Source organism: Stenotrophomonas sp. TD3, assembly GCF_001939825.1.
In the GTDB taxonomy this organism is placed as follows: Bacteria; Pseudomonadota; Gammaproteobacteria; order Xanthomonadales; family Xanthomonadaceae; genus Stenotrophomonas.
On record NZ_MOYM01000001.1, the window covers coordinates 2,496,898 to 2,512,163 of the forward strand.

Annotated in this window: 14 protein-coding genes; 9 read left to right on the plus strand and 5 right to left on the minus strand. The window is 68.2% G+C overall.

Annotated elements, in window-relative coordinates; translation table 11 throughout:
• Positions 1 to 63: 63 nt before the first annotated feature.
• The 7 genes from BKE09_RS11580 (at position 64) to BKE09_RS11610 (ending at position 6,930) form a co-directional block, all read left to right on the plus strand.
• A complete protein-coding gene (locus BKE09_RS11580) occupies positions 64 to 861 on the plus strand; it encodes a ParA family protein (RefSeq protein WP_005411653.1) in 798 nt (265 codons plus the stop codon).
• A complete protein-coding gene (locus BKE09_RS11585) occupies positions 861 to 1,784 on the plus strand; it encodes a ParB/RepB/Spo0J family partition protein (RefSeq protein ID WP_008267278.1) in 924 nt (307 codons plus the stop codon). Before BKE09_RS11580 ends, BKE09_RS11585 begins: the two co-directional genes overlap by 1 nt.
• A gap of 126 nt (positions 1,785 to 1,910) precedes the next feature.
• Positions 1,911 to 2,642 carry a suppressor of fused domain protein gene (locus BKE09_RS11590; protein WP_075675828.1) on the plus strand — a complete coding sequence of 244 codons (732 nt, stop codon included), beginning with the start codon at positions 1,911 to 1,913 and terminating at the stop codon, positions 2,640 to 2,642.
• Between the two features lie 51 nt (positions 2,643 to 2,693).
• Positions 2,694 to 3,659 carry an NAD-dependent epimerase/dehydratase family protein gene (locus tag BKE09_RS11595; RefSeq protein WP_075675829.1) on the plus strand — a complete coding sequence of 322 codons (966 nt, stop codon included), beginning with the start codon at positions 2,694 to 2,696 and terminating at the stop codon, positions 3,657 to 3,659.
• Positions 3,660 to 3,747: 88 nt separating this feature from the next.
• Positions 3,748 to 4,470 (plus strand): glycosyltransferase family 2 protein, encoded by a 723-nt coding sequence (locus tag BKE09_RS11600; protein ID WP_075675830.1) that lies wholly within the window; start codon positions 3,748 to 3,750, stop codon positions 4,468 to 4,470.
• A complete protein-coding gene (locus BKE09_RS11605) occupies positions 4,470 to 4,817 on the plus strand; it encodes a lipid-A-disaccharide synthase N-terminal domain-containing protein (protein WP_014038968.1) in 348 nt (115 codons plus the stop codon). The genes BKE09_RS11600 and BKE09_RS11605 overlap by 1 nt, the downstream gene beginning before the upstream one ends.
• A 337-nt stretch (positions 4,818 to 5,154) precedes the next feature.
• Positions 5,155 to 6,930, plus strand: coding sequence for a DUF885 family protein (locus BKE09_RS11610; RefSeq protein WP_075676707.1), 1,776 nt, complete (start codon positions 5,155 to 5,157; stop codon positions 6,928 to 6,930).
• Positions 6,931 to 7,063: 133 nt separating this feature from the next.
• Here BKE09_RS11610 and BKE09_RS11615 read toward each other — a convergent pair whose 3' ends face one another.
• From BKE09_RS11615 to BKE09_RS11635, 5 genes are all read right to left on the minus strand, one after another.
• Entirely contained in the window at positions 7,064 to 10,273 is a 3,210-nt protein-coding gene (locus BKE09_RS11615) for a CusA/CzcA family heavy metal efflux RND transporter (RefSeq protein WP_075675831.1), read from the minus strand.
• A gap of 10 nt (positions 10,274 to 10,283) precedes the next feature.
• A complete protein-coding gene (locus BKE09_RS11620; RefSeq protein WP_075675832.1) occupies positions 10,284 to 11,489 on the minus strand; it encodes an efflux RND transporter periplasmic adaptor subunit in 1,206 nt (401 codons plus the stop codon).
• Positions 11,486 to 12,739, minus strand: coding sequence for a TolC family protein (locus BKE09_RS11625; RefSeq protein WP_075675833.1), 1,254 nt, complete (start codon positions 12,737 to 12,739; stop codon positions 11,486 to 11,488). The genes BKE09_RS11620 and BKE09_RS11625 overlap by 4 nt, the downstream gene beginning before the upstream one ends.
• A gap of 56 nt (positions 12,740 to 12,795) precedes the next feature.
• Positions 12,796 to 13,128: a hypothetical protein gene (locus tag BKE09_RS11630; protein ID WP_049446947.1), complete on the minus strand. Its 333-nt coding sequence runs from the start codon at positions 13,126 to 13,128 to the stop codon at positions 12,796 to 12,798.
• 160 nt (positions 13,129 to 13,288) lie between these two features.
• On the minus strand, positions 13,289 to 13,687 hold the full coding sequence (locus BKE09_RS11635) for a RidA family protein (RefSeq protein WP_075675834.1): 399 nt from the start codon (positions 13,685 to 13,687) through the stop codon (positions 13,289 to 13,291).
• Positions 13,688 to 13,796: 109 nt separating this feature from the next.
• Between BKE09_RS11635 and BKE09_RS11640 the strand changes: the two genes are divergently transcribed.
• Both BKE09_RS11640 and dnaQ read left to right on the plus strand, forming a co-directional pair.
• The gene (locus BKE09_RS11640; protein WP_075675835.1) at positions 13,797 to 14,690 is read left to right on the plus strand and encodes a LysR family transcriptional regulator; all 894 of its coding nucleotides are present in this window, start codon (positions 13,797 to 13,799) and stop codon (positions 14,688 to 14,690) included.
• Between the two features lie 55 nt (positions 14,691 to 14,745).
• On the plus strand, positions 14,746 to 15,255 hold the full coding sequence (dnaQ, locus tag BKE09_RS11645) for a DNA polymerase III subunit epsilon (RefSeq protein WP_006402525.1): 510 nt from the start codon (positions 14,746 to 14,748) through the stop codon (positions 15,253 to 15,255).
• Positions 15,256 to 15,266 lie beyond the last annotated feature (11 nt).

Consider the following 15,266-nt stretch of genomic DNA (forward strand, 5'->3'; position numbering starts at 1 on the left):
CCGCAAGGGGCCGGTTGTACGCATAATGACCGGTCCCAGCACACGTCGACGAGGCACACCCGCATGGCCCGCATCATCGCCATCGCCAACCAGAAGGGTGGCGTCGGCAAGACCACGACCGCCGTCAACCTGGCCGCTTCCCTGGCCAACGCACCCAAGCGCGTGCTGTTGGTCGACCTGGATTCGCAGGGCAACGCGACCATGGGCAGTGGCGTGGACAAACGAGAGCTGGCCGCCTCCACCTGTGACCTGCTGCTCGGCGAGAACAGCGCCGCCGATGTGCGCGTGCAGACTGCCGAGGGCTACGACCTGCTGCCCGGCAACATCGACCTGACCGCCGCCGAGATCCAGCTGATGGGCCAGAGCGAGCGCGAGCAGCGCCTGAAGCGCGCGCTGGCGCCGATCCGCGACGAGTACGACTACATCCTGATCGACTGCCCGCCGGCGCTGTCGCTGCTGACGCTCAACGCGCTGGCCGCCGCCGACTCGGTGATCGTGCCGATGCAGTGCGAGTACTACGCGCTGGAAGGCCTGAGCGCGCTGGTGGAAACCATCGAGGCGCTGCGCACCAGCCTGAACCCGGCGCTGGAGATCGAAGGCGTGCTGCGCACCATGTTCGATGTGCGCAACAACCTGGCCAACGCGGTCTCGGCCGAGCTCACCGAGCACTTCGGCGACCGCGTGTTCCGCACCATCGTGCCGCGCAACGTGCGCCTGGCCGAGGCGCCCAGCCATGGCCAGAGCATCGTCGGCTACGACCGCGCCTCGCGCGGTGGCGTGGCCTACCTGGGCCTGGCCGGCGAGATCATCCGCCGCAACAACGAACGCAACAAGGCCGCCAAGGCCGTGGAGACCGTCTGATGACCAGCAGCAAGCCGGCAGCCAAGAAGCGAGGCCTCGGCCGTGGCCTGGATGCCCTGCTGGGTCCCAAGGGTGCGGTCAGCCAGGTGCAGGCCACCACCGCGGTGATCGAACCGCTGCCGGGTGAAGTGCTGCGCAAGCTGGCCGTGGGCCAGCTGCAGCCGGGCAAGTACCAGCCGCGTCGCGAGATGGACGAGGGCAAGCTGTCCGAGTTGGCCGACTCGATCAAGTCACAGGGCGTGATCCAGCCGATCCTGGTGCGCCAGCTGCCGGCGGGCAACTACGAAATCGTCGCCGGTGAACGCCGCTGGCGCGCATCGCAGCTGGCCGGCCTGGACGAAGTGCCGGTGGTGGTGCGCGAGCTGGAAGACCGCACCGTCATCGCGATGGCGCTGATCGAGAACATCCAGCGCGAAGACCTCAACCCGCTGGAAGAAGCCGAGGCGCTGCAGCGCCTGATCAGCGAATTCACGCTGACCCATGCCGAGGCCGCCGAGGCCGTTGGCCGCTCGCGCGCGGCGGTGTCCAACCTGCTGCGCCTGCTGGAGCTGCCGGTGGCGATCCGCCTGCTGCTGGAAACCCGCCGCCTGGAAATGGGCCACGCCCGCGCGCTGCTGACCCTGGCTCCCGAGCTGGCCGGCAAGCTGGCGCAGGAAGCGGCCGATGAAGGCTGGTCGGTGCGCGAGGTCGAGCGTCGTGCGCAGGCCTTTGCGGCCGGCAAGGTGCCGAGCAACCGCCCGGTGGCCACGCCGAAGGTGCAGCAGGCCGACATCGCCTCGCTGGAAACCGAGCTGTCCGAAGCCCTGGGGGCCAAGGTGGCGATCAACCATGGTCGCGGCGGCAAGGGCAAGCTGATCATCCACTACACCGACCTGGATACCCTGGACGGCGTGCTGGAAAAGCTGCGTACGCGCCAGGGCTGAGCCCGGCGCAATGACCGGGGGGGCGGCCCGTTCCTGCCGTGTCCCGCGAATGACAGGGAACGTACCGCCGCGCGCGCCGTGGGATGTACTGCCTTCCGGCCCGTGGCCTCATCCAGGGAGCAGGACATGAGCAACGCATTCGACGACGTCAGCCCGGGCGGCAGCCCGATCCTGGTGCACAGCCGCCAGAAGGACTTCACCCCGCCGCAGGGCGAAGAACACATCGAGGCGATCGGCGCGCACATCGAGCGCCACCTGGGCCCGGTGTCCGGCGTCTTCCACGAGATCATCTCCGACCTGGTGCACATCGACGTGCACGTGGTGCCGGCTACCGACCAGTTCCCGTATCTGCGGCTGGTGACTTCCGGCATGAGCGATCTGCCGATGACCGTGCCCGCCGAGGTGGATGCGGACGTGCCGCGCTACATGGAGCTGATGGTGACCCTGCCGGCCGATTGGCCGATCTCGCAGGACGCCTTCGAGGACGAGCGCAACTACTGGCCGGTGCGCCTGCTGAAGGGCATGGCCCGGCTGCCGCACGAGTACGACACCTGGCTGGGCTTCGGCCACACCATTCCCAATGGTCATCCCAGCGAGCCCTATGCGCCGGGCGTGGGCTTCGACGGCGCCATCGTGCTGCCGCCGGTAACCACCCCGGAAGAATTCGCCGAGCTGGTGCTGGAAGATGGCAGGACCATCGCCTTCATGGCCCTGATGCCGCTGTACCCGGAGGAGATGGACCTGAAGCTGAAGAAGGGCGCCGAGGCGCTGCTCGACCGCTTCGATGCGAAGAACATCCAGGACGTGATCGAGCCCGGCCGAACCAACGTGGCCAGGAAGCGTTTCGGGCTGTTCTGAGCCCGCAGCGTATCCTCTGCACCTGTACTCATTGATTTCCAGGCAACTGCAATGACCATCCTGCTCACCGGCGCTGCCGGCTTCATCGGTGCCTACACCGCCCGCGCGCTGCTGGAGGCGGGCCAGCCGGTGGTTGGCCTGGACAACTTCAACGACTACTACGACCCGCAGATCAAGCGCGACCGCGTGGCCGCGCTGTGCCCGGCGCTGGACCTGCGCACGCTGGACCTGACCGATCGCGAAGGCCTGGCCGCACTGTTCGATGAAGTGCAGCCGACCGCGGTGATCCACCTGGCCGCGCAGGCCGGCGTGCGCTATTCGCTGGAAAACCCGCACGCCTACGTCGACAGCAACCTGGTCGGCTTCGTCAACATGCTCGAACTGTGCCGCCATCGTGGCGTGCAGCACCTGGCGTATGCCTCCAGCAGCTCGGTCTACGGTGATTCGGCCACGCCGCCGTTCTCCGAGGACCAGCGCGTGGACCAGCCGCGCTCGCTGTACGCGGCGACCAAGGCCGCCAACGAGCTGATGGCCTACACCTACGCGCAGCTGTATGGCCTGCACGCCACCGGCCTGCGTTTCTTCACCGTGTATGGCCCGTGGGGCCGGCCGGACATGGCACCGCTGCTGTTCTCGCGTGCGGTGCTGGCCGGGCGGCCGATCGACGTGTTCAACGAAGGCCGCATGCAGCGCGACTTCACACATGTTTCCGACATCGTGTCGGGTATCCTCGGCGCCCTCGCGCATCCGGCCGACGGTCCGGTGCCGCACCGGGTGTTCAACCTCGGCAACCATACGCCGGTCGAGCTGGAGCGCTTCATCAGCGTGATCGAGCAGGCCGCTGGCCGTCCCGCGCAGAAGGTCTACAAGCCCATGCAGCCCGGCGACATGGTGCGCACGATGGCCGATACCCGGCGCGCGCACGACGCCTTCGGCTTCGATGCGGTGACCCCGATCGAAGAGGGGCTGCCCCCCGTCGTGGAATGGTGCCGCGAGTATTTTGGCGACCGCGCCTGAGTAGTGATCCTCACGCGGCCGGGTTCATCTTCGGATAACCTCGGCTGCGGAGAATGCGCGGTCTTTGTCCCCCTTGGCCGAGTCCCCCATGAGCCAACCCGAGCTTTCCGTTGTCGTCCCCGTATTCAACGAGCGCGACAACGTCGCCCCGCTGGTCGCCGAAATCACCGCTGCGCTGCGTGGCCGGTTGCCGTTCGAGATCGTTTACATCGACGATCACTCGCGCGATGACACCCTGGCCGTGCTGCAGGGGCTGAAGGCCACCACGCCGGAACTGCGCGTGCTGCACCATGTGAACCAGAGCGGGCAGAGCACCGCGGTGCGCACCGGCGTCAAGCATGCGCGGGCGCCGTGGATCGCCACCCTGGATGGCGATGGCCAGAACGATCCGGCCGATATCCCCAAGCTGCTGGCAGCGCGCGATGCTGCCGAGGCGCAGGTGAAGCTGTTCGCCGGCTGGCGCGTCAACCGCCAGGACAGCGGCAGCAAGCGCTGGGCCAGCCGCTGGGCCAACCGCATCCGCGCCCGCATGCTGCGCGACGATACGCCCGACACCGGCTGCGGCATCAAGCTGTTCGAGCGCAATGCATTCCTCGACCTGCCGTACTTCGACCACATGCACCGCTACCTGCCGGCGCTGATGCAGCGCGCCGGCTGGAAGACCACCAGCGTGCCGGTCAACCACCGTCACCGCACCGCCGGCGTGTCCAAGTACAACAACCTCGGGCGCGCGCTGGTCGGCATCCGTGACCTGCGCGGCGTGGCCTGGCTGATCACCCGCAGCAAGCGCACCGCGGTAGAAGAGCGGTGATGGGCCTGGAGCTGCACTGGCTCGACCAGCCGCTGACCTGGCTGTACTGGACCGGCCTGCATGTGACCGGCTGGAAGCTGATCGGCTACACCGGCGCACTGATGTTCGGCGGCCGCTGGCTGGTCCAGTTCATCGCCTCCAAGCGCGCCGGCAAGCCGGTCATCCCGCGCCTGTTCTGGTACATGAGCGTGATCGGCAGCCTGATGACGCTGAGCTACTTCCTGTTCTCGGCCAAGCAGGACTCGGTGGGCGTGCTGCAGAACCTGTTCCCGGCGTTCACCGCGCTGTACAGCCTGCACCTGGACATCAAGCACCGGGGCTGGAAGCGGGACAAGGCCAGCCACTGAGGCTGTGGGGTCGGATCCCTTTCCGCAGGAAAGGGCTCTGACCCCGTCCGGATCGCCGGCGCATCCACGCATGGCGTGGCTCTGTTGCATGTCCGGCGGCCGTGCCGGGTCCTGCCTGCTGTGGGTAGAGTCGACTTTCGCGCGAAGCGCGGGGTTTGCTACATCTGGCGGAAGAGCAGCCGACTGACAGTCGGCTCTACCACGCGCCTTCGGCGCTGGGGCCCCGGCCTGCGGCCGGTTCCCGGTCCTGCCTGCGTTGCATGCAGGACCTTCGTCCCATGCCACGGGCCGTGTGCAGTGCCATGATCGGGGTCTGCCTTCCCGGGAACCTGTGCTCGTGAAAACCCGTCTTGCCGTTGCCCTGTTGATCGCCCTGTCCGCCCCCGCCGTGGCTCTGGCCGCTGCGCCCGCCGCAACCGCCGCGCCGGCCAGCGTGGCCACTGAATCGCCCGCCGACGCCGCCTTCCGCGCGCTGTACGAGAAGGAATGGAAGTGGCGCCAGCAGGGTGGCGGTGAAGCCAGCGAGGACGAGGACGCCCCTGCCAACGCCACCCGCATGCCCGACATCGGCCCGGCCGCGCAGCAGGCACGCCTGAAGGTGTGGGACGAGACCCTGGCCGCGCTGAAGAAGATCGACCCGAAGACCCTGTCGCCCGACAACCAGGTCAACTACGCGATCTACCACGACCAGGTGTTCAACCTGGCCGAAGAGACGCGCCTGCGCGGCTACGAGATGCCGTTCAACGCCGACTCCTCGTTCTGGTCCAACCTGTCCTTCATGGCCCGGCGAGAGATGAAGACCGCGCAGGACTACCAGAACTACATCGCCCGCCTGAACGATGTGCCGCGCTACTTCGGCCAGCAGACCGAAAACATGCGTGCTGGCCTCAAACGCGGCTTCAGCGTGCCGCGTGCCGTGCTCGATGGTCGCGAAGTGTCCATCGCTACCGTTGCCGAACTGAAGGACCCGACCGAGTCGCCGCTGTACGCGCCGTTCAAGAAGCTGCCCAACAGCATCCCGGCGGCCGAACAGGCCAAGCTGCAGGCGCAGGCGCGCGCGGCGATCAGCGGCAAGGTGGTGCCGGCGTTCCAGCAGCTGCGAACCTTCTTCGTCAACGAGTACGTGCCGCAGGCGCGCACCACCCTGGCCGCCGAAGCGATGCCGGACGGCAAGGCGTACTACAAGCAGCAGATCCACGAATACACCACGCTGGACCTGTCGCCGGACGAGATCCACCGCATCGGCCTGGGTGAGGTCGAGCGCATCCAGAAGGAAATGAACGACATCATCAAGCAGGTGAAGTTCAAGGGCAGCTTCGCCGAGTTCCTGACCTTCCTGCGCACTGATCCGCAGTTCTATGCCAAGACGCCGGAAGAGCTGCTGTCGCGTGCCGCGTGGATCTCCAAGCGGGCCGACGGCCAGCTCGGCAAGTACATGACGCTGCCGCGCGCCCGCTTCACCATCGTGCCGGTGCCGCCGGACATCGCGCCGTTCTGGACCGCCGGCCGCGGTGGCATGGGCACCTACTGGCTCAACACCTACAACCTGCCGTCGCGCCCGCTGTACAACCTGCCGGCGCTGACCCTGCATGAATCCGATCCGGGCCACTCGCTGCAGGGGGCGATTGCCGCCGAGCAGAAGAACCTGCCCGAGTTCCGCCGCAACGCCTACATCTCCGCCTATGGCGAAGGCTGGGCGCTGTACTGCGAGAAGCTGGGCGTGGAGATGGGCATCTACGAAACCCCGTACGAGGATTTCGGCCGCCTGACCTACGAAATGTGGCGCGCGGCGCGCCTGGTGATCGACACCGGCGTGCACAGCAAGGGCTGGACCCGCGAACAGGCGTTGGCCTACCTGCGTGACCACACCGCGCTGAGCGAGCATGAAGTGACCACCGAAGTGGACCGCTACATTTCCTGGCCGGGCCAGGCGCTGAGCTACAAGCTGGGCGAGATCGCCATCGTGCGCCTGCGTGCGCAGGCCGAGAAGGAGCTGGGCGACAAGTTCGACATCAAGGGCTTCCACGACACCCTGCTCAAGCAGGGCTCGGTGCCGCTGCCGGTGCTGGAACAGCAGATCCAGGCCTACATCGCCGAACGCAAGAAGGCCTGACCGCTACCGGGTAGTGCCGGCCGCTGGCCGGCAACCTGCACGCACCGCGATCGTTCGACATTGCCGGCCAGCGGCCGGCACTACCTCGGACCGGGAAACGGGGTCGGATCACAGGATCTGACCCCGTGGTCTTTCAGCCCACCGCCCGCGGCTTGGCCACCCGCGCAGCGAAAGTCGGCAGCACCAGCAGGGTCAGCACGGTGGCGGTGATCAGGCCACCGATCACCACCGTCGCCAGCGGCTTCTGCACCTCGGCACCGGAACCGCTGGCGATCGCCATCGGAATGAAGCCGACGATCGCCACCAGCGCCGTGGTCAGCACCGCGCGGATGCGGCTCGATGCACCGTTGATCGCCGCCTGCAGCGGCAGGTCGCCGGCATCCAGGCGCTCGCGGATCGCCTGCATCAGCACCAGACCGTTCAAGGTCGCCACGCCGGAGACGGCGATGAAGCCGACCGCCGCCGACACCGAGAACGGCATGCCACGCAGCAGCAGCGCGAGGATGCCGCCGACCAGCGCCAACGGTACGCAGCTGAACACCAGAATGGCTTCCTTGCCGCTGCGCAGGGCCATGAACAGCAGGCTGCCGATCAGCAGGAACACCACCGGCACCACCGTTGCCAGCCGCTTCTCGGCGCGCTGCAGGTTCTCGAACTGGCCACCCCAGGTCAGGTAGGCGCCCGGCGGCAGTGCCACGTCGGCCACCGCCGCCTGCGCTTCGCCCACGAAACCGCCAAGGTCGCGGCCGCGCACGTTGGCCTGCACCACCACGCGGCGGCTGCCGTTGTTGCGGCTGATCTGGTTCGGCCCTTCGCTGACCGTGATGCGCGCGACCGACGACAGCGGAATCACCAGCCCCGACGGCGTGGCGATCGGCAGTGAAGCGAGCTGGTCCGGATCGTTGCGCGAGGCATCGTCCAGGCGCACCACCACGTTGAAGCGGCGGTCGCCTTCGAAGATCTTGCCGGCCGCGGTACCACCGATACCAGTGGACAGCGCATCGCTCACGTCCGCGGCGGTCAGCCCGTACTGTGCCGCTGCCACGTGGTCGATGGCCACGTTGAGTGTGGGCAGGCCGGAGATCTGTTCCACCCGCACGTCGGCCGCGCCGTTCACCGCACGCAGCTTCAGCGCCACCTGGTCGGCCACCTTCTGCAGCTGGCTGAAGTCATCGCCGAAGATCATCACCGCCAGGTCGGTACGCACGCCGGAAATCAGCTCGTTGAAGCGCAGCTCGATCGGCTGGCTGAACTCGAAGCTGTTGCCCAGCTGCTGCCCGGCCAGCTTTTCGAAGCGTGCCACCAGCGCGTCCTTGCCCAGCTTCGGATCCGGCCAGTCCTTGCGTGGCTTGAGCACGATCACGCTGTCGGAGATGTTGGTCGGCATCGGGTCGATCGCCGCCTCGGCGGTACCGGTGCGCGAGAACACGGTCTCCACTTCCGGCTGTTTGGCAATCGCCTTTTCCAGTGCCAGCTGCATCGCCAGCGACTGCTCCAGCGAGGTCGATGGCACGCGCAGGGCCTGCATCGCCACATTGCCTTCGTCCAGCGTCGGCATGAACTCGCGGCCCAGCAGCGAGAACGAGCCGATGCCCACCACCACCATCATCACCGCACCGGCCAGCACCGTGCGCGGATGGCCCACAGCCTTGCGCACCACCGGCTCGATACGCGCACGCAGCACGCGGATCAGCTTGGTCTCGTGCTCGCCATCATCGGCATGGGCGTCGCCGTCCTTGACCTTCGGCTCGCGCACCAGCAGTGCGGCCATCGCCGGCACGAAGGTGAAGGAGAAGATGAAGGCACCGACCAGGGCCAGCATGAAGGTGGCTGCCATCGGGTGGAACGTTTTGCCCTCCACGCCTTCCAGAGTAAGGATCGGCGCGAACACCAGCAGGATGATCAACTGGCCGAAGGCCGCAGGGCGCGCCATCTTCATGGCCGAATCGGCGGCCACGCGGAGGCGTTCCATCGCGGTCAATGCACGGCCGAGTTCGGCGCGGCGCTGGCCCAGCATCAGCAGCGTCGACTCGACCACGATCACCGCACCGTCCACCAGGATGCCGAAGTCCAGCGCACCCAGGCTCATCAGGTTGCCGCTGATGCCGAAGCGGTTCATGCCGATTACTGCGAACAGGAACGACAGCGGAATCACCAGCGCGGTGATCGTCGCTGCACGCAGGTTGCCCAGCAGCAGGAACAGCACCACCACCACCAGCAGCGCGCCCTCGGTGAGGTTCTTGGCCACGGTCTTGATGGTGGAATTGACCAGCACGCTGCGGTCCAGAACCGGTGCCGCCACGATGTCGGCCGGCAGCGACTTGTTCACCTGTTCCAGGCGCGCGGCCGCGGCCTGGGCCACGGTGCGGCTGTTGCCGCCGGCGATCATCAGCGCGGTACCCAGCACGGCTTCATGGCCGTTGCGGCTGGCCGCACCCAGGCGCGGCGCGCGGCTCAGCTCGACCTCGGCCACATCGGCCACGCGCACCACCACGCCATTGCGGGTGGCCACCGGGGCCTGTGCCAGATCCTCGGTGGTCAGTGCCAGGCCATCGGCACGCACCACCAGGCCTTCGCCGGCACGCTGCACGAAACCGGCACCAGCCTGCACGTTGGAACGCTGCAGGGCAGTGACCAGATCGGCCAGGCCGAGGCCGTGCGCGGCCAGCCGGGCGCTGTCCGGATGCACGCCATATTCCTTTACATAGCCGCCGACCGTATCGACGCCGGCCAGCCCCGGGCTGGAACGCATCTGCGGCGCGATGATCCAGTCCTGCACGGTGCGCAGGTAGGTGGCACGTTCTTCCGGCGTGCGCAGCAGGTTGCCTTCCGGCGTGCGGTAGACCTCACCGGCCTGCCAGCCGGCTTCACCGGGCTTGGCCAGCCTGGCCGGATCGAACGTGGTGAAGTCCACGGTCCACATCAGCACTTCGCCAAGGCCGGTGGTGACCGGCGACAGCATCGGCGACGCGCCATCGGGCAGGTCTTCGGATGCCTCGCGCATGCGTTCGGCCACCTGCTGGCGCGCGAAGTAGATGTCGGTCGCATCGGTGAAGATCGCGGTGACCTGCGAGAAGCCATTGCGCGACAGCGAACGCGTGGTGGTCAGGCCGGGAATGCCGGCCAGCGCGGTTTCCAGCGGGTAGGTCACCTGCCGCTCGATCTGTTCCGGCGTCAGCGCCGGTGCCACCGTGTTGATCTGCACCTGGCGGTTGGTGATGTCCGGCACCGCGTCGATCGGCAGCTTGCCCAGCTGGAACAGGCCCACGGCAGCGATCAACGCCGCCATGAACACCACCAGCCAGCGGTGGCGCACCGCTGTTTCAATGATCAGCTTGAACATGGTCGCCTCCTCAGTGGCCGTGCTCGGCTTCGCCCTTGGCCAGTTCGGCCTTGAGCAGGAAGGCGTTGGCACCGACGATGCGCTCGTTGCCGGTCAGTCCACCGAGGATCTCGATGCGGTCGCCGGCACGGCGCCCGGCCAGCACCGGCTGCGCCTTGAAGCCGCCGTCGACGGCGACGAACACCGCGCTGCTGCCATCAACGTTCTGCACCGCATCGGCGGGCACGCTGAGCGAACCGTCCTGGCCTTCGGTGACTACCACCGCCGAAACCGGCGAACCGGCCGGCGGCAGCGAAGCGTCCACCGGCGTGGCACGGATCACCGCGACGCCGCCCTGCTGGCGCACATCGGCGGCCGAACCGGTAACGGTGGCGGTGAAGCTGCCACCCGGCACGCTCACTTCCAGCTTCATGCCGGGCGTGACCTGTGCGGCCAGCGCGGGCGGCGCGGTGAACACCAGTTCGTTCATCGCCGGATCGGCGACATCGGCCACCGCGCTGCCGGCAGCGACCACGCCGCCCGGGGTGACCTGCACGTTGCCGACGATGCCGGCCACCGGACTGGTGATGCGCACGCGGCCACTGGCATCGGGCGCACCGTTGGCAGCGGCCTGGGCCTGCGCGGCAGCGGCCTGGGCCTGTGCCGCCAGCGAGCGGGCGCGCGAGGCCTCCAGTTCCTGGCGCGCGACCACGCCCTGGTCGACCAGCGCCTTGTCGCGGCCATAGGCCAGGCGCGCGGCCTCGGCTTCGGCCGATGCAGCCAGCGCATTGGCGCGGAACACCGCGGCCTCACCGCTGACCACGATCGCCAGCGCCTGGTTCTGCTTCACTGCGGTGCCCGGCGCGACCAGCACGCGTTCGACGCGACCGGTCACCGTGGAGGCCACCGAGGCACGTGCGCCTACCGACGGTTCGACCCGGCCGGACAGGCGCGTGGAGCCACCGCCACCGCGACCGATCGCGACCACTTCGATACCAGACGCCTTGATCTGTTCCGGGGTCAGCTGCACCACGCCTTCATCGGCGTCGGCGGGGGCCTTGGCGGTTTCCGCCTTGGCCTCCTTGCTGTCGGCGGCATGGCCGTGGCCATCGTCGGTGCCGGCCTTGGCCGCAGCCGGGTCTTCATTGGCAGGCGTCTGCGCATTGCCGGCGCAGCCGGCAAGCAGAACGGTCAGCAGCACGCCGCCGATCAGCGGGAAAGTACGGGAGAGAGTCATTTGGCCTCCACAAAAGGTGCGCGCCCTTCAAGGCGGGCAAGATCGATTTCGGCGCCGACGCGCGACAGGCGCGCATCCACGGCGGTGCCGCGGGCGGCGATGAGGGCGCTGCGCGTGCTGCGCAGTTCCAGCTGCGAGATGCGTCCGGCGTCGAAGCCGACGCGTGCGAGGCGATACGCCTCTTCGGCGGCGACCACGCTTTCATCGGCGGCGCGGGTACGGCTACCGGCCGCCTTCAGCCCGGCCACGGCAGACAGGCGTTCGGCCTCGCTGTCGCGGCGCTGCTGGTCCAGGCGTGCCTCGGCCGCGCGCTGGTCGGCATTGGCGGCGCGTATACCCCCGCGGTTGCGGTCGAACAGCGGAATGCTGAGGCTGACCCCGAGGTTGTAGGCGCGCTCGCCGCCTTCGCGGAAGCGGGTCTGCGCGGCGGTGACGCTCAGGTCGGGCAGGGCGCGCTTGCGCTCCACGTCGACCAGCTTGCCGGCCGCATCGGCTTCGGCTTCGGCGATGCGCACCGCCAGCGCCACGTCCGTGGCGCCACGCGGCAGCGGCGGGGCACGGTCGAGCAGGCTGTTGTCGATCGACTGCACTGGCGCATCCAGCAGCGCGGCACCGGCCAGGCGGGCCAGTGCGGCGTCGCGGAACGCCTGCGCCTCATCCAGCGCAGCGCTGGCATTGGCCACTTCGCTCTGCGCCTGCACCGCGCGCAGCTGCGGTTCGCGGCCCTGCTTGACCATCGCGTTGACTGCGTTGGCGTCATCGCGAGTGAGGGTCAGCGCCTCTTCGGCCAGGGCGTAGCGGCGCAGTGCACTTTCCGCCTGTGCGTAGACCACCGCCAGCTGGCTGGCCACGTCGCTGCGGCTCTGGGCACCACGCAGGTTGGCGGCCTGTGCCTCGGCACGGGCGGCACGGACACGCGCGCCACGCTGGCCCCAGACCTCCAGCGGCTGGGACAGGGTGAGCACGGTATCGGCCTTGCCCATGCCGCCATAGGAGCCGGTGCCCCAGGCGTTCTCTGCAGAGTAGGAGAGGGAAGGGTTGGGCAACGCACGGGCCTGGTCGGCGCGCGCGTCGGCGGCCTCGGCCAGCGCCATACCGACGCGGGTACCCGGCAGCTGGTCCAGGCGTTCAAGCAGGGTGTCGTAGGAAGGGGCGGCTTGCGCCATCACCGATGCCGCCGGGGCCAGGCCCAGCAGCACAGCGACGACCAGCCCGGCCGCGCGCAGCGGCCGACGTGTCAGGGTCGACATGAAGAATTTCCGGAGTTGAGGGGAACCGAAGCCCGCGAATGCGGGACGCGCTCAACTCACGCCCGGGGAGGACGCGTCAATTCATCCTGGGCGACCGCATAGGTCGCCGCGTCGCCGGCATTCATCCAGCGCGCCGGCAGTGGCGCACCGAAGGCAGCGAGGGTGCTGGCCGGCAGGCTCAGATTGGAGTGGTGGCAGTGGTTGTGGCCACAGGCACCGACGTGCTTGCCGTCGGCATCGCCATCGGAATCCGGTGCGGACTCCACGTGCACCGTGCTGGCGTGCGGTTCCACCGTGCAGGCCAGCGCGTCGGCCACCGGCACGACCACGAATGCCGCCATCAGCAGCATCAGCAGGTACGAGCGAAGGTGGCGGGAGATCCGGCGCATGGAGGGGAGGCTAGCAAGCGGTTTTCGCCGGATACAATATCAATGGCCACCTCGGGAATCCGTCGGAGCCTCCCGTTCAGGTGCGTCGGGCTGGGGTCGGATCCCTTTCCTCCGGAAAGGGCTCTGACCCCGACACCTTGCTGCCGGCCAGCGGCCGGCACTACCGGTCTGCAGGCAGCTTCGCGATCACCTTGATCTCGAACTGGAACCCATACAGCCAGGTCACGCCGATTCCGGTCAGGGTCGGATGCGGCGCCTCGCCCCAGTACTCGGGCACGATCGCCCACGCCTTCTCGAAGTTCTTCTCGGGGTCGACCAGGAACACGGTCACGTCGACCACGTCATCGAAGGTGCAGCCGGCGGCAGCCAGCACCGCGTTGAGATTCTCGAAGGCGCGGCGCACCTGGGTTTCGAAGTCCGGCTCGGGCGAGCCGTCCTCGCGGCTGCCGACCTGGCCGGAGACGAACAGGAAGCCATTGGATCGGATCGCCGGCGAGTAGCGGTTGCGCTCGTACAGGGCCTGGCGACCGGCGGGGAAAACGACATCACGCTGTGACATGGGGAAGATCCCGTGGGAGAGAACGCCCATCCTCCGCGCCAGCGCTGTCTGGATAAACCGCGATGATCGGCCTAAATTGATTGCCGATCCCAAACAATCATGGTCAGCCATGGACCGTTTCGAGGCGATGCGGGCCTTTGCCCGGGTGGTGGAAACCGGCAGCTTCACCCGCGCCGCGCAGACCCTGCAGATCAGCCGCACTACGGCCACCCAGCTGGTGCAGCAGCTGGAGGCGCACCTGCGGCTGCGCCTGCTCAACCGCACCACGCGCCGGGTCAGCGTCACCGCCGATGGCGCGGCCTACTACCCGCGCATCGCCCGCCTGCTGGCCGAGCTGGAAGAGGTGGAGGCCGGGCTGGGCGACGCGGCCACCCAGCCGCGCGGACGCCTGCGGGTCGATGTGCCCGGGCCGTACGCGCGCTTGCGGCTGGTGCCGGCGTTGCCGGATTTCCAGGCGCGCTACCCGGAGATCCAGCTGAACATCGGCGTGAGTGACCGCGAGGTCGATGTCATCGCCGACAACGTCGACTGCGTGATCCGCGGCGGCACCCCGGCCGATCCGGCACTGGTGGCGCGGCCGCTTGGCGCGCTGCCGATCGGCTTCCATGCCAGCCCGGGCTATGTGCAGCGTTTCGGGCTGCCAGCCGATCCGCGCGCGCTGGAAGGGCCCGATCACCACATGGTCGGCTTCCTCAGCCCGCGCAGTGGCCGGGCGCGGGTGTTCAGCGCACAGCGCGGCGATGAGCGCGTCGAGGTGCAGGGCCGCTACACGGTCGGCTTCGACGACGGCAACGCCTATCTGGCCGCTGCGTTGGCGGGTCTGGGCGTGGTGGCGTTGCCCAGCTACATGGCCGAACCGCACGTGGCGCGCGGCGAGCTGCTGCCGGTGCTGCCGGACTGGCAGCTGCCGCCGATGCCGATGCATGTGATGTTCCCGCCGAACCGGCACATGAGCCAGCGGCTGCGGGTGTTCATTGATTGGGTGGTGGAAGCGTTGGGGTGAGTGCATCGGTCGCGTGCGAAAATCCGGCTGCCCGTACTGGAGAACGCACACCCTGATGAGCCGCATCGTCGCACTGGATACCGAAACCACCGGCATCTCCCACCGCCTGGGGCACCGGGTGATCGAAATCGGTGCCGTCGAACTGATCGATGGCCAGCTCACCGGCCGCCAGTTCCACACCTACCTGCAGCCGCAGCGCAAGGTCGATTGGGGCGCACAGCGCGTGCATGGCATCAGCGATGCGATGCTGGTGGGCAAGCCACTGTTCTCCAGCAAGGCCGCCGAACTGCTGGACTTCCTGCGCGGCAGCGAAATGGTTGCGCACAACGCCACCTTCGACGTGGGTTTCCTGGACAACGAGCTGCGCCTGGCGGGCATCCCGGGCACGCTGGCCCAGCATTGCCGCATCACCTGCAGCCTGAAGCTGGCGCGCGGGCGCTGGCCGGGCCAGGGCAACAAGCTGGATGATGTGCTGCAGCGCCTGCGCATTCCCGGCAACCGGGGCCTGCACGGCGCGTTGAAGGATGCCCATCTGCTGGCCCAGGTGATTCCGCACCTGCGCTGAGCCAGTCCTTG

Coding starts and splice junctions, on each gene's coding strand:
- BKE09_RS11580 (WP_005411653.1), top strand. CDS start 64: ATGGCCCGCATCATCGCCATCGCCAACCAGAAGGGTGGCGTCGGCAAG.
- BKE09_RS11585 (WP_008267278.1), top strand. CDS start 861: ATGACCAGCAGCAAGCCGGCAGCCAAGAAGCGAGGCCTCGGCCGTGGC.
- BKE09_RS11590 (WP_075675828.1), top strand. CDS start 1,911: ATGAGCAACGCATTCGACGACGTCAGCCCGGGCGGCAGCCCGATCCTG.
- BKE09_RS11595 (WP_075675829.1), top strand. CDS start 2,694: ATGACCATCCTGCTCACCGGCGCTGCCGGCTTCATCGGTGCCTACACC.
- BKE09_RS11600 (WP_075675830.1), top strand. CDS start 3,748: ATGAGCCAACCCGAGCTTTCCGTTGTCGTCCCCGTATTCAACGAGCGC.
- BKE09_RS11605 (WP_014038968.1), top strand. CDS start 4,470: ATGGGCCTGGAGCTGCACTGGCTCGACCAGCCGCTGACCTGGCTGTAC.
- BKE09_RS11615 (WP_075675831.1), bottom strand. CDS start 10,273: ATGTTCAAGCTGATCATTGAAACAGCGGTGCGCCACCGCTGGCTGGTG.
- BKE09_RS11620 (WP_075675832.1), bottom strand. CDS start 11,489: ATGACTCTCTCCCGTACTTTCCCGCTGATCGGCGGCGTGCTGCTGACC.
- BKE09_RS11625 (WP_075675833.1), bottom strand. CDS start 12,739: ATGTCGACCCTGACACGTCGGCCGCTGCGCGCGGCCGGGCTGGTCGTC.
- BKE09_RS11630 (WP_049446947.1), bottom strand. CDS start 13,128: ATGCGCCGGATCTCCCGCCACCTTCGCTCGTACCTGCTGATGCTGCTG.
- BKE09_RS11635 (WP_075675834.1), bottom strand. CDS start 13,687: ATGTCACAGCGTGATGTCGTTTTCCCCGCCGGTCGCCAGGCCCTGTAC.
- BKE09_RS11640 (WP_075675835.1), top strand. CDS start 13,797: ATGGACCGTTTCGAGGCGATGCGGGCCTTTGCCCGGGTGGTGGAAACC.
- dnaQ (WP_006402525.1), top strand. CDS start 14,746: ATGAGCCGCATCGTCGCACTGGATACCGAAACCACCGGCATCTCCCAC.